The sequence below is a fragment of the Streptomyces sp. NPDC059816 genome, assembly GCF_042732055.1.
Taxonomy (GTDB): Bacteria; Actinomycetota; Actinomycetes; order Streptomycetales; family Streptomycetaceae; genus Streptomyces.
The window spans coordinates 1-25,640 of record NZ_JBHWIQ010000016.1 but is presented as its reverse complement, the minus strand read 5'-3'; the positions used below and the strand labels follow the sequence as shown (position 1 = coordinate 25,640).

Annotated in this window: 21 protein-coding genes; 8 read left to right on the top strand and 13 right to left on the bottom strand. The window is 72.5% G+C overall.

The genetic code is table 11. From position 1 onward, the window contains the following. The first annotated feature begins 157 nt into the window (after positions 1-157). Positions 158-799 carry an NAD(P)-dependent oxidoreductase gene (locus tag ACFV88_RS21355; protein ID WP_385493271.1) on the top strand — a complete coding sequence of 214 codons (642 nt, stop codon included), beginning with the start codon at positions 158-160 and terminating at the stop codon, positions 797-799. Between the two features lie 85 nt (positions 800-884). Here the strand turns inward: ACFV88_RS21355 and ACFV88_RS21350 are convergent, their stop codons facing one another. From ACFV88_RS21350 to ACFV88_RS21330, 5 genes are all read right to left on the bottom strand, one after another. Further along, the gene (locus ACFV88_RS21350) at positions 885-2,750 is read right to left on the bottom strand and encodes an SIP domain-containing protein (RefSeq protein ID WP_385493269.1); all 1,866 of its coding nucleotides are present in this window, start codon (positions 2,748-2,750) and stop codon (positions 885-887) included. Between the two features lie 6 nt (positions 2,751-2,756). Further along, complete coding sequence (locus ACFV88_RS21345; RefSeq protein WP_385493268.1) at positions 2,757-3,707, bottom strand: ABC transporter ATP-binding protein; 951 nt, start codon at positions 3,705-3,707, stop codon at positions 2,757-2,759. Between the two features lie 23 nt (positions 3,708-3,730). After that, positions 3,731-4,858 (bottom strand): FecCD family ABC transporter permease, encoded by a 1,128-nt coding sequence (locus tag ACFV88_RS21340; RefSeq protein WP_385493267.1) that lies wholly within the window; start codon positions 4,856-4,858, stop codon positions 3,731-3,733. Then, a complete protein-coding gene (locus ACFV88_RS21335) occupies positions 4,855-5,943 on the bottom strand; it encodes a FecCD family ABC transporter permease (RefSeq protein WP_385493266.1) in 1,089 nt (362 codons plus the stop codon). Before ACFV88_RS21335 ends, ACFV88_RS21340 begins: the two co-directional genes overlap by 4 nt. 94 nt (positions 5,944-6,037) lie before the next feature. Next, positions 6,038-7,078 (bottom strand): ABC transporter substrate-binding protein, encoded by a 1,041-nt coding sequence (locus tag ACFV88_RS21330; protein WP_385493265.1) that lies wholly within the window; start codon positions 7,076-7,078, stop codon positions 6,038-6,040. A gap of 166 nt (positions 7,079-7,244) precedes the next feature. On the opposite strand from ACFV88_RS21330, the gene ACFV88_RS21325 reads away from it, so the two are divergent. Then, entirely contained in the window at positions 7,245-8,006 is a 762-nt protein-coding gene (locus tag ACFV88_RS21325; RefSeq protein ID WP_385493264.1) for a helix-turn-helix domain-containing protein, read from the top strand. A gap of 75 nt (positions 8,007-8,081) precedes the next feature. Here ACFV88_RS21325 and ACFV88_RS21320 read toward each other — a convergent pair whose 3' ends face one another. Beyond that, on the bottom strand, positions 8,082-8,840 hold the full coding sequence (locus tag ACFV88_RS21320) for a TioE family transcriptional regulator (RefSeq protein ID WP_385493263.1): 759 nt from the start codon (positions 8,838-8,840) through the stop codon (positions 8,082-8,084). Positions 8,841-8,996: 156 nt separating this feature from the next. Here ACFV88_RS21320 and ACFV88_RS21315 point away from each other — a divergent pair, with 156 nt between their 5' ends. After that, a complete protein-coding gene (locus ACFV88_RS21315) occupies positions 8,997-11,381 on the top strand; it encodes an ATP-binding cassette domain-containing protein (RefSeq protein ID WP_385493261.1) in 2,385 nt (794 codons plus the stop codon). Here ACFV88_RS21315 and ACFV88_RS21310 read toward each other — a convergent pair. Beyond that, positions 11,366-11,674 carry a hypothetical protein gene (locus ACFV88_RS21310; RefSeq protein ID WP_385493260.1) on the bottom strand — a complete coding sequence of 103 codons (309 nt, stop codon included), beginning with the start codon at positions 11,672-11,674 and terminating at the stop codon, positions 11,366-11,368. The genes ACFV88_RS21315 and ACFV88_RS21310 overlap by 16 nt on opposite strands. Before the next feature lie 24 nt (positions 11,675-11,698). Here ACFV88_RS21310 and ACFV88_RS21305 point away from each other — a divergent pair, with 24 nt between their 5' ends. Beyond that, a complete protein-coding gene (locus ACFV88_RS21305; RefSeq protein ID WP_385493259.1) occupies positions 11,699-12,220 on the top strand; it encodes a winged helix-turn-helix transcriptional regulator in 522 nt (173 codons plus the stop codon). A gap of 103 nt (positions 12,221-12,323) precedes the next feature. Next, positions 12,324-12,515, top strand: a complete 192-nt coding sequence (locus ACFV88_RS21300; RefSeq protein ID WP_385493258.1) for a hypothetical protein — start codon at positions 12,324-12,326, stop codon at positions 12,513-12,515. A 128-nt stretch (positions 12,516-12,643) separates the two neighbouring features. Here ACFV88_RS21300 and ACFV88_RS21295 read toward each other — a convergent pair whose 3' ends face one another. Both ACFV88_RS21295 and ACFV88_RS21290 read right to left on the bottom strand, forming a co-directional pair. Continuing rightward, positions 12,644-13,315: a DsbA family oxidoreductase gene (locus ACFV88_RS21295; RefSeq protein WP_385493256.1), complete on the bottom strand. Its 672-nt coding sequence runs from the start codon at positions 13,313-13,315 to the stop codon at positions 12,644-12,646. Between the two features lie 58 nt (positions 13,316-13,373). Next, positions 13,374-14,456: an FAD-dependent oxidoreductase gene (locus tag ACFV88_RS21290; RefSeq protein WP_385493255.1), complete on the bottom strand. Its 1,083-nt coding sequence runs from the start codon at positions 14,454-14,456 to the stop codon at positions 13,374-13,376. 253 nt (positions 14,457-14,709) lie between these two features. Between ACFV88_RS21290 and ACFV88_RS21285 the strand changes: the two genes are divergently transcribed. Next, positions 14,710-15,975 carry a winged helix DNA-binding domain-containing protein gene (locus ACFV88_RS21285; protein WP_385493254.1) on the top strand — a complete coding sequence of 422 codons (1,266 nt, stop codon included), beginning with the start codon at positions 14,710-14,712 and terminating at the stop codon, positions 15,973-15,975. Positions 15,976-15,997: 22 nt separating this feature from the next. Here ACFV88_RS21285 and ACFV88_RS21280 read toward each other — a convergent pair whose 3' ends face one another. After that, positions 15,998-16,858, bottom strand: coding sequence for a response regulator transcription factor (locus ACFV88_RS21280; RefSeq protein WP_385493253.1), 861 nt, complete (start codon positions 16,856-16,858; stop codon positions 15,998-16,000). Positions 16,859-17,033: 175 nt separating this feature from the next. Between ACFV88_RS21280 and ACFV88_RS21275 the strand changes: the two genes are divergently transcribed. Together ACFV88_RS21275 and ACFV88_RS21270 are read left to right on the top strand one after the other, a co-directional pair. Continuing rightward, a complete protein-coding gene (locus ACFV88_RS21275; RefSeq protein ID WP_385493252.1) occupies positions 17,034-18,710 on the top strand; it encodes an AMP-binding protein in 1,677 nt (558 codons plus the stop codon). Then, entirely contained in the window at positions 18,707-20,350 is a 1,644-nt protein-coding gene (locus ACFV88_RS21270) for an AMP-binding protein (protein WP_385493251.1), read from the top strand. Before ACFV88_RS21275 ends, ACFV88_RS21270 begins: the two co-directional genes overlap by 4 nt. A gap of 84 nt (positions 20,351-20,434) precedes the next feature. Here the strand turns inward: ACFV88_RS21270 and ACFV88_RS21265 are convergent, their stop codons facing one another. The 3 genes from ACFV88_RS21265 to ACFV88_RS21255 all read right to left on the bottom strand — a co-directional run bounded on the left by ACFV88_RS21265 (position 20,435) and on the right by ACFV88_RS21255 (position 25,409). Then, positions 20,435-21,229, bottom strand: coding sequence for a hypothetical protein (locus ACFV88_RS21265; protein WP_385493250.1), 795 nt, complete (start codon positions 21,227-21,229; stop codon positions 20,435-20,437). 352 nt (positions 21,230-21,581) lie between these two features. Further along, positions 21,582-23,027, bottom strand: coding sequence for a glyceraldehyde-3-phosphate dehydrogenase (locus ACFV88_RS21260; protein ID WP_385493249.1), 1,446 nt, complete (start codon positions 23,025-23,027; stop codon positions 21,582-21,584). A gap of 159 nt (positions 23,028-23,186) precedes the next feature. Beyond that, positions 23,187-25,409 (bottom strand): alpha-N-acetylglucosaminidase, encoded by a 2,223-nt coding sequence (locus tag ACFV88_RS21255; protein ID WP_385493248.1) that lies wholly within the window; start codon positions 25,407-25,409, stop codon positions 23,187-23,189. Between the last annotated feature and the right edge of the window lie 231 nt (positions 25,410-25,640).

Genomic DNA, 25,640 nt, shown 5'->3' with positions numbered 1-25,640 from the left:
CAGCGTACCCAGAAGGTCCCAGCTGGTGGGCCTAGCGTGGAGGCATCGGCCCGATCCGTCCGACCGCGATGACGGAAAACAGCGGGCCGAACCTCAACGCCGCCCGGGTTCCCCTCGGGCCAGGGCGGTCGAGGACCGGAATCTGGAGGAGCTCGTCATGAAGATCGTTCTGTTCGGTGCCACCGGCATGATCGGAAGCCGCATAGCCACCGAGGCCGTCCGCCGCGGACACCGGGTCGTCGCCGTGTCCCGTTCCGGGCGGGCCCCGCTCGACGCCCCGCACCTGACCGCCGTCGCTGCGGACGCCGGCTCGGCCGGGACGGTCGCCGGCCTGGTCAGGGGAGCCGACGCGGTGGCCTCCGCGCTGGTCCCGCTCCGCGACGGCTCCGATCCGCTCGCGCCGTTCACCGCGCTGTACGAGGCCTTCCTCGACGGGGTGCGCTCCGGTGGCGTCACCCGGGTGGTGATCGTCGGCGGGGCCGGATCGCTCCGGGTGGCCGAGGACACCGCGCTGAAGGACACCCCCGGCTTCCCCGTCGCGTACCGGCCCGAGGCCGGGGCCCACAGTGCTCTGCTGGACGGCCTGCGCACGGTCGAGGACCTGGAGTGGACCTCCGTGTCGCCCGCCGCGCTCATCGCCCCCGGCGAGCGCACGGGTGACTTCCGCATCGGCGGCGACAGCCTCCTCACGGACGCCGAGGGCAACAGTCACATCAGCGCGGAGGACTTCGCCGCCGCCTTCGTCGACGAGATCGAGAAGGCCGAGCACCCCAGGGCCCGCATCAGCGTCGCCTACTGAACCGGCACGGTCCGCGCCACCCGGCCACCCGTCCGGCCGTGTGAGCGACCGTCCGGGCGGACCGCCGGACCGCCGGACCGCCGGATCAGTCCCGCGGCCCGAGGGCGTGGAGGGTGTAGCCCCAACCGATCGTGGTGCGCTCCACCAGGCACAGGCCCGCGGCGTCGAACAGGGCACGGTGCCCCTCGCGGTCCCGTGCACCGCCGCCGTGCAGGGCGAAGTCGATCAGGTCGTCCTCGTAGTCGTGCTCGTCCGCCACCTCCGGGTCGAGCACGTCACCGAAGACCAGGACCCGGCCGCCGGGGTGCAGCCCGGCCGACGCCTGACGCAGTACGTGGACCGCGTCGACGTCGGTGAGGGAGCGCAGCGCATCGGCCAGCAGCACCGCGTCGGTGGGCACCGGGCGGGGGCCGAACAGGCTGCCCGCCTCGTAGGCGATGCGCTCGTGCGCCGGGTGGGCCCGACGGAAGGCATCGATCTCCGAGGGGGCGGCGACCACCGTGGCCCGCAGCGCGGGGTGGACCCTGACCAGGGCGGCGGCGAAGCTGCCGGGGGCCGGACCCGAGACCGTCACCGTGGACAGCCCGACGAACGCGGAGGCGGCGGCGAGGGCGCCCGCGACGTACACGGCTTCCCGCGCCTCGTGTGCGGTGCGGGCGGCGAGCAGCGCGGGATCGTCCTGGACGTGCCGGGCGTAGTCGGCGCCGAACCAGCGGGCGTGGTCGCCGCGACCGGTGCGCACCGCGGACAGCAGCGACAGGGCGCCGCCGAGTTCGCGCCGGGCGGGCAGTCCGTCGAGGTGCAGGGTGTCGATGACGTGTTCGTCCTCCAGTGCGCGCCCCAGGTCGGTGAGCCGGTAGCGGCCGTCGTCGAGCCGTTCGGTCAGGTCGACGGCGGCCAGGAAGCGCACCAGTTTGCCGAGTCCGACCGGGTCGGTGCCGGTGGCCGCGGCCAGTTCGGCGACGGTGCACGGTCGTTCGCCGAACGCGGTCGCCAGTTTGACGGTCACCGCGATCCGGGCGGCGAACGCGGGGAGCACCTCGGTGAGTTCGTGGAGCCGCTGCGCCTCGCTCCCGCTCCCTTCGGCGTCCACCGGTGAGCCGCCGGGCTGCGCGGAGTCCGGGTCGTTGACCGTGACCTGTTGGCGGCGCCAGTACCCGGTGACGTCGACCTGCTCCTTGGTCAGTGCCTTCTCGTTCCTCAGCCACCGTCTGATCGGGGTGAGGGTGCGCGATTCGCCGGCGACCCAGGCGAACACCGTCCCGTCCCACCACGGGGCCTTGCGGACGGCGTCGAACAGCAGGGTGGTCGTGCCCGGTTCGGCGCCGTCGCGGCTGAGCCAGGTCACCGTCACCCCGTCCGGGAGGGGGAGGTCCTGCCGGTGGTCGGGGTGGCCGATCTCGATGAACACCTGGCCGCGGGCGCCGGCCGGCCACTGCTCCAGCCACCGGCCGATCGCCGGCAGCGCGGTCTCGTCACCGGCCACCAACGTCCAGTCGGCCCCCTCGGGGTGCAGCGAGGAGGACTTGGGTCCGGCGATCTGCACCCGTTCACCGGGCCGCACCCGGGACGCCCAGGTCGACGCCGGTCCGACGCCGTGTTTGACGAAGTCGACGTCCAGTTCACCGGCGACGGGGTCCCAGCGCCGCACGGTGTACGTGCGGGAGACCATGTGGGCGTCGTCGCGGGGCCAGCGCAGCAGCCCGTCGGCCTGGGTCGGTCCGACGACCGTTTCGGCGTCGGGGTGGGGGAGCAGGACCTTGAACTCGTCGTCGAACCCGTCCGAGCGGAACGCCGCCACCGGGTAGCCGTTCGCCGCGGTGTGGGCGGCCAGTTCGGGGCCGCCCAGGGTGACCCGGCGCATCCCGGGCGTCACGTCCGTCACGCGCAGGACGTCCAGGGTACGGGTGGTGATGGGGAAGACCTCTAGCTGCCTCAGGCTCTGTGCCACGGGTTCTCACTTCTCTGGACGGGTGTCGGCGGCGGTGGTGCCGCGGGACGGAACCGGGCCCGGTCCGTCCACTGCTGCGGGTCCGGCGGGTCCGGTCGGGCGGAGGGGCGCCGTGCGCGGGTCGAGCGGCACCACCGTCGGGGTGCCGGTGACGGGGTCGGGAACGACGAGGCAGCGCAGTCCGAAGATCCGCTCGACCAGCTCCTCGGTGATGACCTCGTCCGGGGTGCCGGTGGTGACGACGCCGCCGGCACGCAGGACGACGAGGTGGTCGGCGTAGCGGGCGGCCTGGTTGAGGTCGTGCAGCACCGCCACGATCGTCTTGCCCTCGTCGTGGAAGGTGCGGAACAGCTCCATCAGCTCGTACTGGTGGGCGATGTCCAGGAACGTGGTCGGCTCGTCCAGCAGCACGATCGGCGTCTGCTGGGCGAGGAGCATCGCCACCCACACCCGCTGGCGCTGCCCGCCCGACAACTCGTCGACCAACCGCCCCGACAGTTCGGTCAGCCGGGTCGCCCGCAGTGCCGCTTCGACGGCCTCCTCGTCGGACCGGCGCCAGTGCTGCACCAGGCCCTGGTGGGGTGCGCGGCCCCGGGCGACGAGGTCCGCGACCCGGATTCCGTCGGGCACCAGGGAGGTCTGCGGCAGCAGGCCCATCCGACGGGCGACCTCCTTGGACCGGTAGGTGCTGATCGCCTTCCCGTCCAGCAGCACGCGCCCCGTCGAGGGCGTCAACACCCGGGCGAGGGTGCGCAGCAGGGTGGACTTGCCGCAGCCGTTCGGACCGATGATCGCGGTGAACGACCCGTCCGGGATCCGCACCGAGAGGCGCTCGGAGACCACCGCCTTGTCGTAGCCGATCGTCGCCTCGTCGACGAGGACCCTGGACCGGGTCAGGGCCGTACCGGCGGGGCCGGCGGGACCGGCGGGGCGTTCACGGTCGGGTGTGGGGGGCATGTGCTCGTTCTCTTGGGGTGGGGTCATCGGGGCGCGCCGTACTGACGCCGGGACTCGTGGACCAGGAGGCGGATCAGGTACAGCCCGCCCAGGCACACGGTGATCAGACCGACCGGGACGGGCCGGTAGGACCGGGCCACGAGCAGCGCCAGGACGTGGGCCGCGCTCAACAGGGCCGCCCCCATCGCGGCTGCCGGGAGCAGCCGCACTCCGGGCGAGCGGGTGAGCCGCCGGGCCAACTGCGGGGCGACCAGGGCGACGAAGCCGATCGGTCCGGCGGCGGCGGTCACCAGTGCCGTCGTCGCGACGCCGACCACCAGCAGGGCCGGTCGGACGGCTCCGACCCGGATGCCCTGGGTGACGGCCGCGTCGTCGCCGAGCTCCAGGTGGCGCAGCGACGGGGCGAGGAGGGCCGCGGCCAGCACGATCAGTACGGTGACGGCCAGCGAGAGGGCCATGCCGTTCCACGTCACGCGGGTGAGGGACCCGGCGCCCCAGAACCCGACGGTCATGGCGTCGGTGAGGTCGGCCCGGGAGATCAGATAGGCGTTGACCGAGCCGAGCAGCGCCGACACGCCGATGCCCACGATGATCAGTCGGAAGCCCTGCACCCCGCGCCGGTGGGCCAGTACGTACACCAGGAAGGCGGTGGCCAGTCCGCCCGCCACCGCAGCGCCGGCGACGGACCAGTAGGCCCCGCCGCCGAACACCAGGAGGGACAGGAGCACGGCGGTGTAGGAGCCGGCGTCGAAACCGATGACGTCCGGGGAGCCCAGCGGGTTGCGGGTCAGCGACTGGAAGACCGCCCCGCCGACGCCCAGCAGGGCACCGAACACGAGGGCCGCGGTGACCACCGGCAACCGCCACTGCACCACGACGGTCCGGGGGAACTCCGCACCGGAACCGGTGAGCGCGGCGACGACCTCGCCGATCGTCAACTCGTAGTCGCCGAAGCGCAGCGCCACCACGGCCAGCACCAGCGCGACGAGGAACAGGGTCGCGGTCACCGCGGTCTGCCGCACCCCCAGGCGCGCCGAGAACCACCGGCACCGCACGCTCCGGCTCGCGTACCCGAAGTCCACGCGTCCCGGGCCGCGCACGCCGGCCCCCCGGGTCGTTCCGGCGGGTTCCCGTACGGTGTCCCTGTTCACAGCCCGCTCGCCTTCCGACGCCGTACCAGGGCGATCAGCGCGGGCGCGCCGATCACCGCGGTGAGGATGCCGGCCTCGATCTCCCCGGGGCGGGCGATCACCCGCCCGAGGACGTCCGCGGCGAGCACCAGGGCCGGGCCGGCCAGTGCGCAGTACACGGTGATCCACCGCTGGTCGGGTCCGACGAACCACCGCACCACGTGCGGCACCATCAGACCCACGAAGGCGATGCCCCCGGTCAACGCCGTTGCGCCGCCGGCCAACAGGGTGACCGCGAGGACGCCCAGCACCCGGGTGCGCAGCACCTTCGCCCCCAGCGAGACCGCGAGGTCGTCGCCGAGGGCCATCGAGTTCAGCGCACCCGAGACCACCACCGCGATCAGCAGGCCGAGGACGAGGAACGGGGCGACCGCGGCCGTGTCGTCCAGGCCGGTGCGAGCGAGGGAGCCGAGCCCCCAGTTGCGGATCGAACGGAAGGTCTCCGGGTCGATCAGGGTTAGGAAGGTGCTGAACCCGTTCAGCACCGCGCCCAGCGCGACTCCCGCCAACACGAGGGTCACGGGCGAGGCGGTGCCCCGTCCGGCCGAGCCGATCAGGTACACCAGGACCGTTCCGGCCGCCGCCCCCAGGAACGCGAACCAGACGTACCCGGTGATCCCGGAAAGCCCGAAGAGTCCCACCCCGAGGGTGACGGCGAACCCCGCACCCGCGTTGACGCCCAGGATGCCGGGGTCGGCCAGCGGATTGCGGGTCAGCGCCTGGATCGCCGCTCCCGCCACTCCCAGCGCCGCGCCCGCCGCGATGCCGGCGACCGTGCGCGGGACCCGGAGGGACCAGACGACGACCGATGCCTCCGACCCGTCGCGGTGCCGAAGCCCCCGCCACACCTGTTCCACGGAGAGGGGATTGGCGCCGAGGGCCAGGCTCGCCAGCACCGTCACCGTCAGGACCAGCAGGAGCAGTACGAGACCGGGGGCGCGGCGGGAGGTGTCGGCCCGGGGCCCGGGGCGCAGCGGGGCATGGGGCGGGTGGGCCCGGGCCCGGCCGGCGGCGGTGCGGGGGGCGGGCCGGTGGACGGTCGTCATGCGGGGGGAACCGCCGGACGAGGGGCCGCGGAACCGGTGCCGCGGCTTCCGGGGAGGTCGGTCACCGTGGAGCGGCCTCCCGCCACGGCCTGCCTCAACGGATCGCCTTTCCACCGAACTCGGCGAGCTGGTCGATCAGCCAGGGCACGCTCAGCACGCTCTGCACGTTGAGGCCCCAGGCGAAGTGGTTGGTGCCCGCTTCCTTGTCCTGCGGGTTGATCACGGCACGTCCGTCAGCCACCGCGGGGACCGCCTTGACCAGGGGCGCGTCAACGAAGTACGCGGGGCTGGCGGAGGTGCTGAGCAGCAGGAAGTCGGCGTCGATGAGCCCGACGAGTTCGTCGCTGATCGTGCCGTCCTTGGCGAACTTCGCGGCGGCACCGGGCAGCACGAAGCCCAGCTGTTCGAAGAGGTGGGCGGTGTCGGAGCCGGGGGAGCTGGCGTAGTACGGGCCGTACTTCTCGTCGTAGACGATGATGTGCGTGGCGCTCTTGCCCTGGAACTCGGGGTGTTCGGCGCGGGTCTTCGCCACGCTCCGCTCCGCCGTCTCGACGGCCTTGACGGCCGCGTCGCTCAGATCCAGGGTGTCGCCCAGTTTCCGGGTGAGCTCCTGCCAGGTCAGTTCGCCCTGGGGTGCGTAGAGCACGGGGGCGATGGCGCTGAGCTTGTCGAACCGCGCCTGGTCGAAGGTTTCGTAGGCGGCGAGGGCGACGATGAGGTCGGGCGAGGCGGCGGCCACCGACTCGGCCGACACCTCCGTACCCGCTTCGGCGTCCCAGAGCTTCGCGATGCCGGTGACGGCGTCGTCATCGAGCCAGGGGTTGCGGTCGACGGTCGAGGGCGCGAAGACGGGCGTGCCGCCGAGTGCGATCAGTGCATCGGTGTCGAGGGTGTTCGCGGTGACGATCGCGATGCGTTCGGGGCGCCGGTCGAGCGAGGTGTCACCGAACGGCGTCTTCAGGGCGAGCGGGTACGTGGTCGCGCCTTCGGCGGCGGGGAGGACGGCGGCGGCGCCCGCGCTCTCGGGGGCCCGGTCGGCGCCCCGGTCGTCCGGGGTCGCGCACCCCGTGACCAGGACCAGGCCGGCGATGACGGCGCCGATCAGGCGGGAGGTGCGGGTACGGGGCGTGCGCATGACTTTCATGGGGCCTTTCACGTGCGGGTGCCCCGGGTCGGATGGGTGCGACGGCCGGCCGGACAGGACGGCGGGGGCTGCCAACTATGGTTAGCCTTACCTATGTGATGGCTCCAGTGCGAAAAGCGACAACCTCGATGCGGATCCTGACAAGCGGGGTGAACGGGTGACGGTGCGCAGGAGGGAGACGGGAGGTCACGCGAGCCTCTCCTCGCTCGACTTCCCCTTGCACATCCCGGGCGTCGACATCCCCGAGCAGGTCCACCACGACGAGCACATGGCGCTGTGGCAGATCAGGGGCAGCACCCTCGTACAGTGCGGGGAGAGCACCGTCGAGATCACCGAGGGCGAGGTCATCTGGTTGCCCGCGGGCACCCGACACGCGCTGGAGGTCCGGGCGAACTCCGTGCTGTTCCCGCTCTCCATCTCGGTGGACGAGATCGCGACCGTGCTCACGGACATCACGGTCGTGTCGATCCGCAACGACGAGAAGATCTACTTCCTCGCCCTCCACCAGAGCCAGAGCACGATCATCCAGCCGTCCGCGAACATCCAGCGGCAGGTGCTGTCGATCCTCGAACGCCGCGTGCTGGCCCCCGACGACCTGCCGCTGCCGACCAGTCCCGGCGCCGCGGCCGTGGCGGGCGCCCTGCTGTTCAACCCGGGTGACGACCGGCGCATCCTCGACTGGGCGCGCGAGGTGCGGACCAGCGGTCGCAGCCTGGAACGGGCCTTCGTCGCGGAGACCGGGTTGACGTTCGGGCAGTGGCGCACCAGGAGCCGGATGTACGCCGCGGCCCGGCTGCTGCGCGCGGGCTCCTCGGTGGTCTCGGTGAGCCAACGGGTGGGCTACGAGGACCCCAGCAGCTTCGCCCGCGCCTTCCGCGACTTCTACGACATGAGCCCCACCGAGTACACCGCACGGTGAGGGCCGGGCGGCGCGTCCCCGAACGCGAACACCGCGGCGATCGCCGACGCCGACCGCCGCTGCGGGCCGCCCGGTTCAGTCCGTCGCCGGGCCGGTGGCTGGGGCGAGGCTTCCTGCCGGGGCGAGGTCGAGGAGGGCCACGTACCGGGCGAGCCGGGTGGCCGCGTGGAGCATCGAGACGCCCCGGCCGGTGAGCCGGCCCCGCCAGTCGTCGAGGGCGGCCGACAGCGCCTGGGTGCCGCCGGCCGTTCGGACCTGGTGGACCACGGTGGCGATGTGGTCCAACGGGTAGCCGCCCCGTCTGAGGAGGTGGGCGAGTTCGGCGTCCCGGACGTCGGGGGCGCCGTACGTGCGGTTCCCGGTGATCGGCTCGCGGTCGGGGGCCAGGACGCCCACCGCCTCCCAGTTGCGCAGGGTCGCCGCGGTGACCCCCAGTCGGTGGGCGAGCGCACCGATGCTGAAGGGCTCGCGGTGCGCGGGCGCGGGCGGAGCGGCGCCGGGGGCGGAGGTCAGGTGCTCCACCGCCGCGCCGACCGCGTCCAGCGTCGCCCGGTCGCGGAGCAGTTGGGCGTGACCGCGGTCCACGGCCGTCAGCGCGGCGTCCAGGTCACCCGCGTTGAGCGACCGCATGATCTGCCCGGCCACGGTGTGACCGTGTGCCGCGACGAGTGCCAGATGGGCGCGGAGGGCCGCGGCGTGCACCGCCGTGTAGATCCGGTACCCGGTCGGGGTGCGGGCGGCCGGCGGGAGGAATCCGTCCCGCTCGTAGTTGCGGACCGCCTGGGTCGAGATCCCGTGTTCACGGGCCAGGTCGGACGGGCGTAGATAGTCCATGGTTTGAGACTCTCACGGACCCTTCCAGCGTCTTTCTCCGCCAAGTATCAACCGTTCTTGCAGGTCTACGCTTGAAGTCACGAACAGGGCAGATCAGGACCGCGCCGCCCCCCCCGTACGAGCGGGGCGCACCGCGCGACTCACCGGGGAGGGACCATGACGGTCGGCACGAGGATCGACCCACAGCCGCCCGCGTTGCACATCGCGGACAGCCACGACCTGATCCGCGTGCAGGGCGCACGTGAGAACAACCTCAAGAACGTCACCGTGGAGATCCCGAAGCGCCGACTGACGGTGTTCACCGGGGTGTCCGGCTCGGGCAAGAGCTCCCTGGTGTTCCACACGATCGCCGCGGAGTCGCAACGGCTGATCAACGAGACCTACAGCGCCTTCGTCCAGGGCTTCATGCCGACCCTGGGCCGGCCCGACGTCGACCACCTCGACGGACTGACGACCGCGATCATCGTCGACCAACAGCCGATGGGTTCCAGCCCCCGCTCCACGATCGGCACCGCCACCGACGCGGGCGCCCTGCTGCGCATCCTGTTCAGTCGGCTCGCCGAGCCGCACATCGGCTCCCAGCGGGCGTTCGCCTTCAACATCGCCTCCGCCGAGGCGACCGGCACCGTGGTGGTGAACGGGAAGAAGACCGAGAAGGGCTTCAGCGTCGTCGGCGGCATGTGTCTGCGCTGCGAGGGCCTGGGCACCGTCACCGACATCGACCCCGCCGAGCTCTACGACGACGCGCTGTCGCTCGCCGACGGCGCGATCACCGTCCCCGGCTGGAAGCCGGACAGCTGGGTGGTCCGGTCGTTCACCGAATCCGGCTTCCTCGACCCGCACCGGCCGATCCGCGACTACACCGCCGACGAACTCCACGACTTCCTCCACCGCGACCCGGTCAAGGTCAAGGTGAACGGGCTCAACACCACCTACGAGGGGTTGCTCCCACGGGTGCGCAAGTCGTTCCTCACCAAGGACAAGGAGACGCTGCAACCCCACGTCCGCGCCTTCGTGGACCGCGCGGTGGCGTTCTCCGTCTGCCCCGCCTGCCACGGCACCCGGCTCAGCGAGACCACCCGTTCGTCGAAGATCGACGGCATCAACATCGCCGACGCCTGCGCCCTACAGATCAGCGACCTGGCCGCCTGGGTCCGCGGCATCGACGAGCCGTCGGTCGCGACCCTGTTGAAGGTGCTCGGCGGGACGCTCGACTCCTTCGTCGGGATCGGGCTGGGCTACCTCTCGCTCGACCGGGCGTCGAGCACCCTCTCGGGCGGCGAGGCCCAGCGCACCAAGATGGTGCGCCACCTCGGTTCCGCGCTCACCGAGGTCACCTACGTCTTCGACGAGCCCACCGTCGGTCTGCACCCGCACGACGTCCAGCGGATGAACGACCTGCTCGTCCGACTGCGGAACAAGGGCAACACCGTTCTGGTCGTGGAGCACAAGCCGGAGACGATCCTGATCGCCGACCACGTGGTCGACGTCGGACCGGGGGCCGGTGCGGCGGGCGGCGAAGTGGTCTTCGAGGGCACCGTCGCGCAACTGCGCACCAGCGGCACGCTGACGGGACGACACCTGGACGACCGGGCCTCGGTGAAGCCGTCGGTGCGCACGCCCCGTGGGGTGCTGGAGGTGCGCGGCGCGAACTCCCACAACCTGCGTGACGTCGACGTCGACATCCCGCTCGGAGTGCTCACGGTGGTCACCGGAGTCGCGGGCTCCGGCAAGAGTTCGCTGATCAGCGGCTCGGTGGCCGGTCGGGACGGGGTGGTGACGGTGGACCAGGGGCCCATCAAGGGCTCCCGGCGCAGCAACCCGGCGACCTACACCGGCATGCTCGACCCGATCCGCAGGTCCTTCGCCAGGGCCAACGGGGTGAAGCCGGCGCTCTTCAGCCCCAACTCCGAGGGCGCCTGCCCCGGTTGCAAGGGCGCCGGCCTCATCTACACCGACCTGGCGATCATGGCCGGGGTCGCCACCACCTGCGAGGACTGCGAGGGGAAGCGGTTCCCGCCGTCGGTGCTGAGGCACCGCCTCGGCGGTCGCGACATCAGCGAGGTGTTCGCGATGTCGGTGGTCGAGGCCGAGGAGTTCTTCGGCGCGGGCGAGGCCCGCACGCCGGCCGCCCGGGCGGTCCTCACCCGGCTCGCCGACGTGGGTCTGGGCTACCTCAGCCTCGGCCAGCCGCTCACCACCCTGTCCGGCGGCGAGCGGCAGCGCCTCAAGCTGGCCACCCACATGTCGGGCACGGCCCGGGACCGGGTCTACGTACTCGACGAACCGACCAGCGGACTGCACCTCGCCGATGTCGAACAACTGCTGGGCCTGCTCGACCGGTTGGTCGACTCGGGCAGGTCGGTCATCGTCGTCGAGCACCACCAGGCCGTGATGGCGCACGCCGACTGGATCATCGACCTCGGCCCCGGCGCCGGCCATGACGGCGGCAGGATCGTCTTCGAGGGCACCCCGGCCGCGCTGGTGGCCGCCCGCTCCACCCTCACCGGCGCGCACCTCGCGGACTACGTCGCCGGCTGAGACCGCGCCGGCGTGCTCGACCACCCCGGTTCCGGGGCCCGCCCGGCCGTTGCGAACGGATCGTCGATGAGGGGGCGCCATCGACCGCCCACGACCAGCGGGACGGTGTCGTCGACCGCGTACGGGTGCTGCACCCGTACGGGCCTCGGCAGCCCCGGGTCCGGGAAGTCGGCCGTCGCCCCGGGGCTCCCCGTGTTCGAGGACTCGGCGAAGGCCGCGGGGTGTTGCTCCGGGACGGCGGCCAGGGGGACAGTGGAGACATGAATCCAACGGGTGTTCGACTCGATGCTCATGTCGACAGTGAACCCGGGCCCGGCGTGGCTCACCAAACGGAAACCCACGCCCGACCCCCCTCGGCGGACCGGCCCGCACGGCCCCGGGACAGGGACGGGGACGGGGACTGGGACGAGGAATTGGTCCCGGACGAACGAGGTCGCACCGAGGCCCCGGAAGCGGACTGTCCGGTCGAGGTGGCCCTCGCCGCGATCGCGGGCCGCTGGACCACGCTCATCCTGCGCGAGCTGATGCACGGTCCGCACTCCTTCGGTGACCTGCGCGACCGGTTACCCAGCATCAGCCCCAAGGTGCTCGCCGAACGACTGCGGGTGCTCGGCGAGCGGGAGCTCCTGGTCCAGGACCGGCTGCTCGGGTTCCCCGTCCGCACCCGCTACCACCTCACCCCCGCGGGAAGGGCCCTGCGACCCCTGCTCGTCGAGCTGTACAGCACCGGGGCCAACGTCCAGGCGCTGCGCGCACGACGGGCGGACGAGGCGAAGGAGCTGCCGGCCGGGTCGAGCGGATCGCGACCCGTTGCCAGGAGCCGGCCCGGCCCACCGTGAAATCAGGTCAACACCCGCGCAACCCGGACGGTCCTCCCGTCGTCAGGGGCGAGTCAGGGGGCCGCCCTAACGGATTTCCGACGGACGGGGGAAGATCGGCGTCATGAACACCGCAGAGACATCCGGCCATCCACCGATCTACGAGCGCTTGGTTCAGGAACGTGGTGACGTCCTGTTAGAGACCCGGAAGGCCGCCGAGGAGGCCCAGCGCACGGCGCGGCAGGCCTTGGACTGGAGCGGACTGCGGCGCTCCCAGGCAGAGAGGGAGGAGCGCGCGTTCTCCCCGTTCGGCTGAGTGGAGCCGACCGGTCGGCATCGCGTCCCCGGGCCGTCCCACCAGCCAGGGCCCACCGTGTGACGCACGGGTCGAACGGCCCCGCCCGGCACGATCTGCGCGGGCGGGGCCGTACCCGTCGAAACCGGTCACCGCGGCGAACCGGTGCCGGCCTCCGCACGGGCCCGCGTCAGCGCGGCGAGCAGCGCGGAGCTCTCCTGCGCCCCCTCCACCGCGTGCCGGCCGTCGATGACGAGGGTCGGCACCGAACGGATTCCGCTCGCCCGCGCCGCGTCGAGCTGCGCCGTCACCTCCGGTACGCCCTCGGGGCCCGCCAACATGCCGAGCACCCGCTCGGCGTCCAGGTCCGGTGCGGCCACCGCGGCGAGCACCTCGGGCCGGGTGATGTCGCGGCCGTCGGTGAAGTAGGCCGCGAACAGACGTTCCTTGACCGCCGCCTCGGCCCCTTCGGTCCCGGCCAGCCACAGCACCCGGTGGGCGTCGAAGGTGTTGCCGATCAGCGCGCGGTCGAAGTCCATCGTGATGCCCTCGTCCGCGGCCACCCGCGTGGTGTGGGTCAGGACGGCTTCGGCCCGCGGCCCCAACCGCTCACCGAGGTAGTCGCGCGCCAGGGTGCCGCTGCGCGGGGCACCGGGGTCGAGCTGGAACGCCCGGTGGACGACCCGGACGTCGTCGGCCCCCGGGAAGGAGTCCAGCGCCCGGTCCAGACGGCGCTTGCCGATGTAGCACCAGGGGCAGACGAGGTCGGCGTAGACCTCGACGGTGATCGTTGCGTCGGACGGGCGGGGGTGCGTGCTCATCGTGTTCCTCGGGTCTCTCATGTTCTCGTGTACTTCGTGTGCGTCGTGTGCGTCGTTCTCACTTCCCGAGCCCGAAGGTCTCGGAGAAGCGGCCGAGCATCAGGTCCGCGCCCTTGTACTGGGCGGTCGTCCCGGGTCCCAGCAGTTCCCCGCCGGGCATTTCGGTCGCGCCGCCGTCCGGGCCGAGCGGCAGGAGGAGGACGGGCGGACCGGGTTCGTAGCGTGTCAGGTCCGTACCGCCCTCGATCAGGGAGGTGATGTTCTCCGCGATCACCTCGGCGTGCCGCATGGCGGCGCCGGCCCGCTTGGGCTCGGCCACGTCGGTGATGTCACCGAGGGCGAAGACCGTGCGCTGGCCCTTCACCTGGAGGGTGGGCGTCACCTCCACCTGGCCGCCGACGAGCCGTGCGTCGGCGAGCGCCCCGGCGAGGTACCCGGTGGCGGGGGTGACCCCGTGGGTCCGGAACCAGGTCTGGGCGGTCACCTCGGTGCCCGCCCGGGTGGTGACGGTGAACTCCTTCGCCGTGCCGGCCGGGGTCGGCGGTTCCTGGGCGAGCGAGTCCCCGAGCAGCAGCTCGATGCCGAGCTCGTCGAGCTGGCGCAGGATCTCCGCGCGGAACGGTTCGGAGTAGCCGCTGAGGAGGGCCGGTGCCGGGTCGATGAGGACGACCTGCTTCCCCGGCCACTTCGCCTTGATCTCACCGGCGAACTCCAGGCCGACGGGCCCCGCCCCGAGGAGCAGCACCCGGTCCGCCTGCGCGAGCTGTGCCCGGGTGGCGCCGAACTTCGCCAGGGTGGCGGAGGAGTCGTCCAGGTCGCTCTTGGCCGGGAAGGGGTAGCCGGAGCCGGTGGCCAGGACGAGGTAGTCGGCGTCCAGGGTCGCACCGGAGGCCAGTGCGACCTTCCCGGGCTCGACGCGCACGGCACGGTCCCGCACGATGCGTCCCCTGCTCAGGAGCTTGTCGTACGGCAGGAAGATCCGCGGCGCGAAATCGGCGTCGACCGCGGCGCGCAGGGCGCCCACGTTGTGCAGGAAGGCGTCCTTGGACTCGACGAGGGTCACATCGGTGACGTCGTCCAGCGCCTTGGCCGCGGCGCTGCCGCCGTATCCGCCGCCGATGATCACGACTCTGGGGGACATGGGATCTCCAGTACGGGGTTCGAGGGTGGTCGCTCGGAGAGGGGCTGCGTGCCGTCGGGAGGGGGCCCGAGGGCTCCGGGGCCGGGTTCCTCCCTACGGCATCGAGAAAACTCTACGAGTGTTGAGTTTTATTCCGGTGCTGACCCTTCGGCGTCGTCCCGGCGGGTCGGCAACCGGCCACCGCACGGCCGCCGCACGGCGAGGCGCCCCCTCTAGGACAGTAGCTGTCCGCAAGTCGCGTTAACGTGCCGCCATGACGACGACGAGGAACAGCGGCGCAGCGAGCGTCCGGGGCGGCGCGGCGGGCACACCCCGACGGGCACCCGCCGGCACGGACCGCGGCAGCGCACCCGCGACGGCGTCCGGAGCGGCCCGACGCCCCCGCCCCACCGGCCGCCGCCGCACGGTGGACGCACCCGTGCTGAGCGAGCGCGCGCTCAACCGGGCCACCCTCGCCCGTCAGCACCTCCTGACCCCGGCCGCCCCCGACACCCTCGGCACCGCCGACGCCCTGTCCCACCTCCTCGGTCTCCAGGCCCAGAACGTCAAGCCGCCCTACTACGGCCTCGCCGCCCGGATCGACGGCTTCGACCCCGGGGAACTGTCCGCCCTGATGGCCGACCGCGCGGCCGTCCGGATGGTCACCCTGCGCTCGACCGTCCACACCCACACCGCGGCCGACGCGCTCGCGCTGCGACCCTTCGCCCAGGGCGCCCTCGACCGGGAACTGGCCGCCTTCCGCAAGGGGCTCGTGGGGGTCGACCTCGACCGGTTGACCGCACTGAGCCGGGAACTCGTCGAGACGGAGCCCCGCACACCGGCCCAACTGCGCGCGGAACTACGGGTGCACTGGCCGGACGCCGACCCCTTGGCGCTCACGATCGCCGCGCGCTGCCGACTGTCACTCGTCCAGGTCACCCCGCGCGGCCTGTGGCGCCGCAGCGGCCGGGTCGCGCTCACCACCGTCGAGCAGTGGCTCGGCCGTGCCGCCGAGCCCGCGCCGGTCGAGGAGGTCGTCCGCCGCTACCTCGCCGCCTTCGGGCCCGCCTCGGTCAAGGACATGCAGACCTGGGCCGGGGTGACCCGACTGCGGGACGCCTTCGAACGGCTCCGGCCCGCGTTGCTGACCTTCCGCGACGCACGGGGAACCGAACTCTTCGACCTGCCCGACGCCCCCCGCCCCGACGAGGACACCGAGGCCCCGCCCCGGCTGCTGCCCGAGTACGACAACCTGCTGCTCTCGCACGCCGACCGCACCCGACTGGTGCCCGCCGAGGTCAAGGGCCTCACCTGGCGGGGCAACCACGCGTACTGCGTGCTGATGGTCGACGGACTGGTGGCGGGCGTGTGGAAGCTGGAGGAGACGGGGGCCGCGGCGGTGCTCACCGTCGAACCCTTCGCCCCGCTGACCGAAACGCAGCGCGCGGGCGTGCTCGCGGAGGGGGCACGCCTGCTCGGGCTGCTCGCCGACCCCTCCGCCGACCAGGACGTGCGCTTCGGGGCCGTACGACACCCGTGACGCCCCGCCCGGGGCGCGGGCCTCAGGGCAGCAGCCCGGCCCGCCGCGCCTCGACCACCGCCTCCAGCCGGGTGGCCGCCCCGAGCTTGCGCATCGCCGAACGCAGGTACGCCTTCACCGTCTCCGGTCGCAGCCCGAGACGTTCCCCGGCGACCGCGTTGGTCACCCCCGACGCCACGCAGGTGAGCACGTCCACCTCCCGCGGAGTCAACGTCACCGGGGCGCTCGCCGCGGGGGTCTTGGTGGCGGCGGCGCCCGGCGCACCGGCGAGCAGTCCGCACGCGGCGAGCAGTTCGGCGCGCAGCACGGGATCACCGATGCGCGGTGCCAGCGCGCGCAAGGCGCCGTGCGCCTCCCTGACCTGCTCCCACGCCGCCGCCCTGGCGCCCTCGTCACCCGTTCGGGGTTCCGCCGAGGCCAGCAGCGCCCGGGCCTCGTCCCGCACCACCAGCGCCTGTTCCACGTCGCGCGCCGCCGCGACCGCCGCTCCGAGCGTGCGGTCGCCCAACGGCTGGGCGGCCCGCAACGCCCCGTAGAGCACGCCCCGCACCCGGCGCCGCACCACGATCGGCACCGCCAGCACCGACCGCAACCCCTCCACCCGGACCGGCTCGTCGTACTCGTGGCTGATCTGCCGGGAGGAGCGGTAGTCGGTCACCGCGCACGGGTGGGACCTGGCCAGTGCCTTGCCGCCCAGGCCGTTGCCCAGCGAGACCACCAGTGCCCGCAGCGAGGCCGTCGACGTCCCCGAGAGCTGCTGGATGCGGACCTGCCGCCCGCCCGCCTCGATCAGCCCGCCGAACGCCACCGGTAGCCCGGTCGTCCGACGCAGCCTCAGCAACGCCGCCCCGATCTCGGCCGCATCCGCCCTCTCCGACGTCACCGGTCCGCCTCCCGCTCAGCCGTTCACGCGCGTAGCCCGCCGCTACCCCCGTTCGGGGGTAGTGAGACCTGTATCACGGATTCCACGATGGTAGGCAGGGGTCCGCACGCAGCGGTGGAGCCCGCGGCGAGCCAGCACGTCCGTGACGCCCGAGAACCGTGACCGAGGAGGCCGGATGACCCCGACCAGCGCCACCGGGGAGTTCCGTGCCGCGCGGGACTTCCTGTTGCGGCACCGCACGGACCTGGCCGCCGCCCGTGAAGGCTTCCGCTGGCCCCGGCCGCGACGCTTCAACTGGGCCCTCGACTGGTTCGATGTGATCGCCCGGGACAACGACCGGGTCGCCCTGCACCTGGTCCAGGAGGACGGCAGCCACGAGCGGACCACCTTCGCCGAGATGGCCCGCCGCTCCGCCCGGACCGCCAACTGGCTGCGGTCCCAGGGGGTGGCCGCCGGTGACCGGGTCCTCGTCATGCTCGGCAACCAGACGGAGTTGTGGGAGGTCGCGCTCGCCGCGATGAAGCTGCGCGCCGTGGTCATCCCCGCCACCGTGCTGCTGGGCCCCGCGGACCTGGCGGACCGGGTGGCCCGGGGGCGGGTCCGCCATGTGATCGCCCGATCGGACGACACCGCGAAGTTCACCGACGTACCCGGCGCGTTCACCCGGATCGCGGTCGGCGACCCGGTGCCGGGCTGGTCGTCGTACGGGGACGGCCGGGCGGCGCCCGCGGACTTCGTCCCCGACGGGGAGACGCTGGCCGACGACCCGCTGATGCTGTACTTCACCTCGGGGACGACGGCCCGCCCCAAACTCGTCGAACACACCCACGTCTCGTACCCGGTGGGCCATCTGACGACCATGTACTGGATCGGGCTGCGCCCCGGTGACGTCCATCTGAACATCTCCTCGCCCGGGTGGGCCAAGCACGCCTGGTCCAACCTCTTCGCCCCGTGGAACGCCGAGGCGACCGTGTTCGTCCACCACTACGCGCGCTTCGACGCGGCCCGTCTGCTGGCCGAGATGGACGCCGCGGGGGTCACCACCTTCTGCGCGCCGCCCACGGTGTGGCGCATGCTCATCCAGGCGGACCTGGGCGCGCTGCGGACCCCGCCGCGCGAGGTGGTCGCCGCGGGGGAGCCGTTGAACCCGGAGGTCATCGAGCGGGTGCGGCGGGCCTGGGGGGTCACCATCCGCGACGGGTTCGGGCAGACCGAGACCGCCGTACAGGTGGCCAACAGCCCCGGTCAGCCCGTCAAACCGGGGTCCATGGGCCGGCCCGGCCCCGGATACCGGATCGTCCTGCTGGACCCGGCGACCGGTGAACCCGGGGCCACCGAGGGGGAGATCGCCGTCGACCTCGCCGACCGGCCCGTCGGGATCATGGCGGGTTACCACGGCGACCCGGAGCGCACCGCCGCGGCCATGGCCGGCGGCTACTACCGCACCGGGGACATCGGCTCCGTCGACGCCGAGGGCCACCTCACCTACGTGGGTCGCAGCGACGACGTCTTCAAGGCGTCCGACTACAAGATCAGCCCCTTCGAGCTGGAGAGCGCGCTGTTGGAACACGAAGCGGTCGCCGAGGCGGCGGTCGTCCCGGCGCCCGACCCGCTGCGGCTCGCCGTCCCCAAGGCGTACGTGGTGCTCGCCGAGGGGTTCGCGCCGGGACCCGACACCGCGGCCCTGCTGTTCGCGCACTCCCGGGCGGTCCTCGCCCCCTACAAGCGGGTGCGCCGGCTGGAGTTCGCGGAGCTGCCCAAGACGGTGTCCGGCAAGATCCGCCGCGTCGCCCTGCGGGAGGCCACCGCGAAGGGCTCCACCGCGGAGTACCGGGAGGAGGACTTCCGATGACCACCCCCGCCCCCGACCGGGACACCACCGGCGGGCCCCCGCCCTCCTACGCGCACGGCACCAGTACGACCCCGCTGCTCGGGGACACCATCGGCGAGAACCTGGACCGGACCGTGGCCGCCTTCCCGGACCGGGAGGCACTGGTCGACGTCCCCTCGGGCCGGCGCTGGACGTACGCGGGCTTCGCGGCCGAGGTGGACCGGGTGGCCCGCGGACTGCTCGCCCGGGGCGTCCTCAAGGGCGACCGGGTGGGCATCTGGGCGGTCAACTGCCCCGAGTGGCTGCTCGTCCAGTACGCCACGGCCCGGATCGGCGCGGTCATGGTGAACATCAACCCCGCCTACCGCGCGCACGAGTTGGAGTACGTGCTGCGTCAGGCCGGGGTGTCGGTGCTGGTGGCTTCGACGGGCCACCGGACCAGCGACTACCGGGAGTTGGTCACACAGGTCCGCGAGCGCTGCCCGGAGCTGCGGCAGGCGGTCTTCATCGGCGAAGCCTCCTGGGAGGACCTGCTGACCGCCGGGCATCCGGACCTCCAGGACCGGCTGCGCGCCCGGGCGGCGGAGTTGAGCTGCGACGACCCGGTCAACATCCAGTACACCTCGGGGACCACCGGCTTCCCCAAGGGCGCCACCCTCTCGCACCACAACATCCTCAACAACGGCTACTGGGTGGGCCGTACGGTCGGCTACGACGAGCAGGACCGCATCTGTCTGCCCGTCCCCTTCTACCATTGCTTCGGCATGGTGCTGGGCAACCTCGCGGCCACCACCCACGGCGCCTGCGTGGTCATCCCGGCGCCCTCCTTCGATCCGGTGGCCACCCTCCAGGCCGTCGAACGGGAGCGCTGCACCTCGCTCTACGGGGTGCCCACGATGTTCATCGCCGAGCTGAACCTCGCGGACTTCGCGCTGTACGACCTCTCCTCGCTGCGCACCGGGATCATGGCCGGCTCGCCGTGCCCCGTGGAGGTGATGAAGCGGGTCGTCGCCGAGATGAACATGGCCGGGGTGTCGATCTGTTACGGGATGACCGAGACCTCACCCGTCTCCACGCAGACCCGCAGCGACGACGACCTCGAACGGCGCACCGGCACCGTCGGCCGGGCGTTGCCGCACATCGAGGTCAAGGTCGTCGACCCGGTGAGCGGAGTGACCCTGCCGCGCGGCGAGGCCGGGGAACTGTGCACCCGGGGGTACAGCGTGATGCTCGGGTACTGGGACGACGCCGCGCGCACCGCGGAGGTCATCGACCCGGGGCGGTGGATGCACACGGGGGACCTCGCGGTCATGGGGCCGGACGGGTACGTGCGGATCGTCGGCCGCATCAAGGACATGATCATCCGCGGTGGCGAGAACATCTACCCGCGGGAGATCGAGGAGTTCCTCCACCGGCATCCGAAGATCGCGGACATCCAGGTCGTCGGCGTCCCCGACGAGCGGTACGGCGAGGAGGTACTCGCCTGCGTGATCCCGCGGGACCAGGACGACCCCCTCACCCTGGACGAGTTGCGCGCGTACTGCCACGAGCGGCTCGCCCACTACAAGATCCCGAGCCGGCTGCGCATCCTCGACGCCTTCCCCATGACGGTCAGCGGCAAGGTCCGCAAGATCGAACTCCGCGAGCGCTACGCGGACTGACACACGTCCGGGCCCCGTGTCGGCGCGGGGCCCGGACCCTCCTCGGGGAACGGGGGAGGACGGGTGCGGCGGTGGTGCGCCGGGTCACGCGCCGGTGGACACCAGTTCCTCGGCGACGCCGTTGACCGGCTGGGGCATCCCCGCGAGGTCCACCACGAACAGCGGTACGCCCAGGGCGTCGGCCCCTTCGCGCACCCCGTCCTCGTAGCCGGCGAGGGCGAAGTACGCGCAGCGCTCCGCCCCGGTGAGGGAGACCAGCCACAGGCACTCCACGTCCTTGAGGGAGGTCACCCGGATGGTCGGCTCGACCGCGACGACGAGTCCGTCCGCAGCCAGCCCCACTCCGGAGGCCAGGGATTGTTCGGCCCGGCGGATCTCCCCGTACCCCAGCCAGCGCAGGTACAGCGCGGTGACCGTGACGGCGTCCCGGGGGGTGCGGATCACCGTGGGGCGAAACGCGGGCCGGGGCACGGACGCGGTCGCGGGCAGCGGGATGTGCGCGGGGAACGCGGGCGATCCGGTGCGCCCGGCGGGTTCCCCGCCCTTGCGGGCGGTCGGCCGGGGCGCGCCGGGTGCAGTGCCACCCGCCGCCGCACCACCGTCCGGTGCCCCGTCCTCGGGTGCGGCGAGCGGCACCCGTAACACCGCTCCGCAGCTACAGCCCAGTTCGGGCCGCGGCCAGGGGTCCGCCCGCCCGCAGGAGGTGCAGGGCACCGTCACCCAGTCCGCGGACCAGGCACGGTCGGTCACGTTCTCGGGCGTCCCGTGCGCGGCCACCGTCGGGGCGACGGGTTGTCCGCACGGACAGGGGTAGGAGGTCGGGGTGAACTGGTGATCGCGGCGGCAGACCGGGCACCGCACCGGCACGCTCTCGGACATGACCTCTCCAGGACTGGGCTCGGTGGTCCGTGAACGGCGCCGTCGGGCCGCACCGGGGGCGGGACCGGGCCCGGACGGCTCGTGGACGGCGCCTCGACAGCACGCCCATCGTCCTCCAACCGCCCCCGCTCGCGCAGCCGTTCTGCTTATGCCAGCGGCCTATCGACTGCGCCGGTGTACGCCTCGGTACGCCGGACGGCGCAGCTGAGGCGGACGGGCCCGTGAGCCCTGTGGTCCGTGGGGCGAGGGCGAACCCGACGTCCTCATGACGAAAAAAAGGGGACGGGGTGGTAGGACGCCGCACAGCGTCCTACCACCCCGTCCAGCGGGAACCTGGTCGGGGACCCGCGGTCTAGGCCGCCGGAGCGGGGAAGGTCGGGTACTCCACGCCGGAGACGTGCTGGACCACCCGGATGACTTGGCACGAGTAACCGAACTCGTTGTCGTACCAGAGGTAGAGGATCGCGTTGTCGCCGTCGGCCCTGGTGGCCCCGGCGTCCACGATCGAGGCGTGACGCGAACCGATGAAGTCGCTGGAGACCGCGTCGGGCGCGTTGGTGAAGTCGATCTGGCGCTTGAGCGGCGAGGTCAGCGACACGTCGCGGAGGTGGTCGAGGACCTCCTCGCGGGTGGTCTCCCGGCCGAGCCGCAGGCTGAGGATCGCGATGGAGACGTTCGGCACGGGGACCCGGATCGAGCTGCCGGTGATGGTCGCGTCGAGGTCGGGCAGCGCCTTGGCGACGGCGGAGGCGGCACCGGTCTCGGTGATGACCATGTTGAGCGGCGCGGACCGGCCGCGACGGTCGGACGCGTGGTAGTTGTCCAGCAGGTTCTGGTCGTTGGTGAACGAGTGGACGGTCTCCACGTGGCCGCGCAGCACGCCGAACTCGTCCGCCATCGCCTTCAGCGGCGGCACGATGGCATTGGTGGTGCAGGAGGCGCAGGACAGGATCTGCTCGTCCGGCTTGATCATGTCGTGGTTCACGCCGTGCACGACGTTGAGGACGTCGCCCTTGCCGGGGGCGGTCAGCACGACCTTGGCGATGCCGGGCCGCAGGTGCTTGGACAGCCCCTCGCGGTCGCGCCACCGGCCGGTGTTGTCGATGAGGATGGCGTCCTTGATGCCGTACTCCGTGTAGTCGACCGTGGTCGGGTCGTCGGAGTAGATCACCCTGATCTCGTTGCCGTTGGCGATGATCGTGCCGTTCGCCTCGTCGACGGTGATCGTGCCCTGGAACTGTCCGTGGATCGAGTCGCGGCGCAGCAGCGAGGCGCGCTTGACGATGTCCTGGCCGGCGCCCTTGCGGACCACGATGGCGCGCAGCCGCAGACCGTTGCCCGAACCGGCCTTCTCCACCAGCAGCCGGGCCAGCAGTCGACCGATGCGGCCGAAACCGTAGAGCACGACATCGCGCGGCGCGCTGCGCTCGATCTTGTTGGCGCCGGTGGCGCCGGCCACCGCCTCCGCGGTGAACTCCTCCACCGACAGGCCGCGGTCATCGGTCTGGTACGTCGCGGCCAGCATGCCGAGGTCGATCTGGGAGGGCCCGAGGTCGAGCGTGGTGAGCGCCCGCAGGAACGGCATCGTCTCGGTGACCGAGAGCTCTTCGCCCGTGATCTGCCGGGTGAAGCGGTGGGTCTTGAGGATGCTGACCACCGACTTGTTCACCAGCGAGCGGCTGTGCAGCAGGATCGTGACGTCCCGCTCCCGGTGCATCCTCCCGATCATCGGAATCATCGACTCCGCGATCTCCTCGCGGGTCTTCCAGTTGGTGAACGAGTCCTCGTTGACAGTCACAGATTTATCTTTCGAGCTAGGCGGCGCTCATATGTAACCCTGCCGGGCTTTGATCGATCAAGCCATATCGGGGGGTGAAGTGCCGTGACTAGGGTCACGATCCGCCGGAGAGCGCATGAATTGTGACCTTTTTGTGTTGATTGATAGCGATATGTACTGTCAGGTCATCGATGACGCTTGTGCGCGCAGTAGGCTGCGGACCTCGATCGCCACCGTGTGGGTCTTGCCGCGCGGGGTCGTGGCGAGCCGCCCGGGTGCGCGGGTCCAGGCGTCCTCCACGGCGAACCAGTCGATCCGCTCCGGCGCACCGCCGGTGCGCAGCGCCTCGCCCAGCGTCTCGAAGTACCGCGACCAACGACGTCGGTACAGCCCGCCCACGAGACCGGCCCACTCCCGGTTGCCGTAGTCGCGCAGTCCCGCGTCGGCCCCCTTGCGGGTCCCCCACACGGTGAGCAGCGACAGCGCGTCGTAGGCCAGGCGCTCCCGCTCCGCGGCGTCGGCGCCCCACGAACGGGCGTCCGCGAGATAGCGCCCCAGCAGATGGGCGCCGTCCGTCGCCAGGAGCCGTTCCAGCACGTCCATCAGGTCCAGCCAGTGGGCGGTCAGCCGGCGGAACCGGCTGGCGTCCCCGGTGTCGTAGGCGGCCTTGACGCGGGGCAGCAGGACCCGGCCGCGGTTGGAGAGCGCCTGGCGCGCCACGTCCAGCAGATCGTGCCGGTACGCCGACGAGGACCGCAGCCGCGGGCTGACCGAGAGGAGTTCGTCGAGCGCGGGCTCGAACTCCGCCGGGTCGTAGCGGACCGACTTGGGGGACCAGCGGGCCGCCCGCACCGCGGTCAGTGCGGGACGGGCACCGAACAGCCCGTCGGCACCCTCGCTCCAGCCGTCCTCGCGCGTCGTCCCGTACGCCGTCCTGCGCAGCCGGTCCCAGGCCGCCGCCGCGTGCGCGTCCCGTGCGCCGTAGCGGGCGTGCGCCCAGCGCGCGAACCAGTCGGCGAGGTCGAGCGGCCCCTCCGACCAGGCGAGTTCGGAGAACAACTCGAAGGCGGCGGGGTTGTTGTCGGCGGCCTCCGGCAGCAATGCGATGCCGCGCAGCGCGTTCCCCGGCCGCGCCCGGCGCTCCGGGAACGCGCGCGCCCACTCCCGGGCGTTCGCACCGAGCGCGGTGTGCCCGCCGAAGTTCCAGATCGAACCGTAGGCGTACGGCGTGCCGAGCCAGTCGCCCTCCCGGTCGTCGGCCGAGGCAGCACGGTCGGCGATGCCGTCGAGGACCACCATCCGCTCCCGGTCGACGGCTTCGACGAGCTCCCGCGGCGGGTTCGTCCGCCAGCCCAGGGTCACCCACACCGCCGTCGGGTGCGCCCTGCGCAGCGCCCCTTCCACGGCCCGGGCCGCGTCCTTCACCGGGACGTCCCCCGCGCTGCCGCCCTCGTGCAACAGGTCCATCTTGTACAGCGTGGTCGCGCCGAACGCCTCCCGCTGGACGTCGTAGTACGCCGCGGCGACCCGGTCGAACACCTCGCCGCGCGGGTCGAGCCAGTCCGGCCGGTCGAAGCCGTACCACTCGCCCTGGGGGACCGTGCGGGCGCCGGCGTTGCGGTCCGCGAACCCCGGGGGAACCATGCCGAACCAGCCCGGCAGTACGGGGGTCATGCCCAGTTCGCGGAGCCGTCCACAGATCCGCCGACCCAGCGCCGCACGTGCCGCGATCAACCGGCCGGACGGGGGCGCCGGGAACCCGGAGAGGTTCTGGAGCAGCCACCAGGGCTGGTGCGCCGGACCCGGGACCCAGCGCCGTACCTCCTCCTCGTCGTAGCCGAACGCCTGGAAGACCCGGTGGTGCACCGCCTCGGCGCCCACTTGGACGAACACCCGGTTGTAGCCGTGCAGGGCGAGCACGTCCACCTCGCGTTCCCAGGAGGCCCAGGTGCGGTACGCGCCGGTGTAGCCGTCGTTGGTGTCGTTGAGGGCGAAGCGGTGGGGTACCCGGGCGGTGCGCACCGTCTCGGCGGCGGGCGCGGGGAGGGTGGCGGGCAGGGCGAGTTGTTCGCCGGCCCAGGTCACGTTGGCGTGCGCGGTGTGCTTCAGGTACCAGCGGAGCGCGGTGAGTTGGACCGCGGGGGTGTTGCCGGTGAGGACGATCCGGCCCCGGGCGCCGGACACGGTGAAGGCGTCGGACGTCCCGGGCGCCGACCGGAAGCGGAGTTGGTCCGCATGCCGGGGGAGCAGGCGTCGGGCCGCGCGTGCGGCGGCCCCGGCGGCCCCGGCGTTATCGGTGTCGGCCGGTCGGTGCGCCGCAGGGGCGGCGTTGGCCCGGGCGGCCACGGATGCGCCCGCCGACCCGGCGACGGCGGCGAGCAGGGTGCGGCGGGGCAGCGGCATGGCGCCTCCAAGGGGTGGGGCCCGGCGGGCGGTCCGAGACGGCGGGACCATGTTTAGCCGGTGCACCCCCATATAGGAGGACCATACGGTTTTGTGTGACTGATCGTGTCGTGAAGACGCGGAGCGGCCGTCCCCCCCCCGTTATCTTTTTCGCGGTCCTGCAACGGGACCGCTGGCCTCCGGGCCCGGTATGACTGTGTCCCCCTGTCGAGGGCATGACCTGGGGGGTGG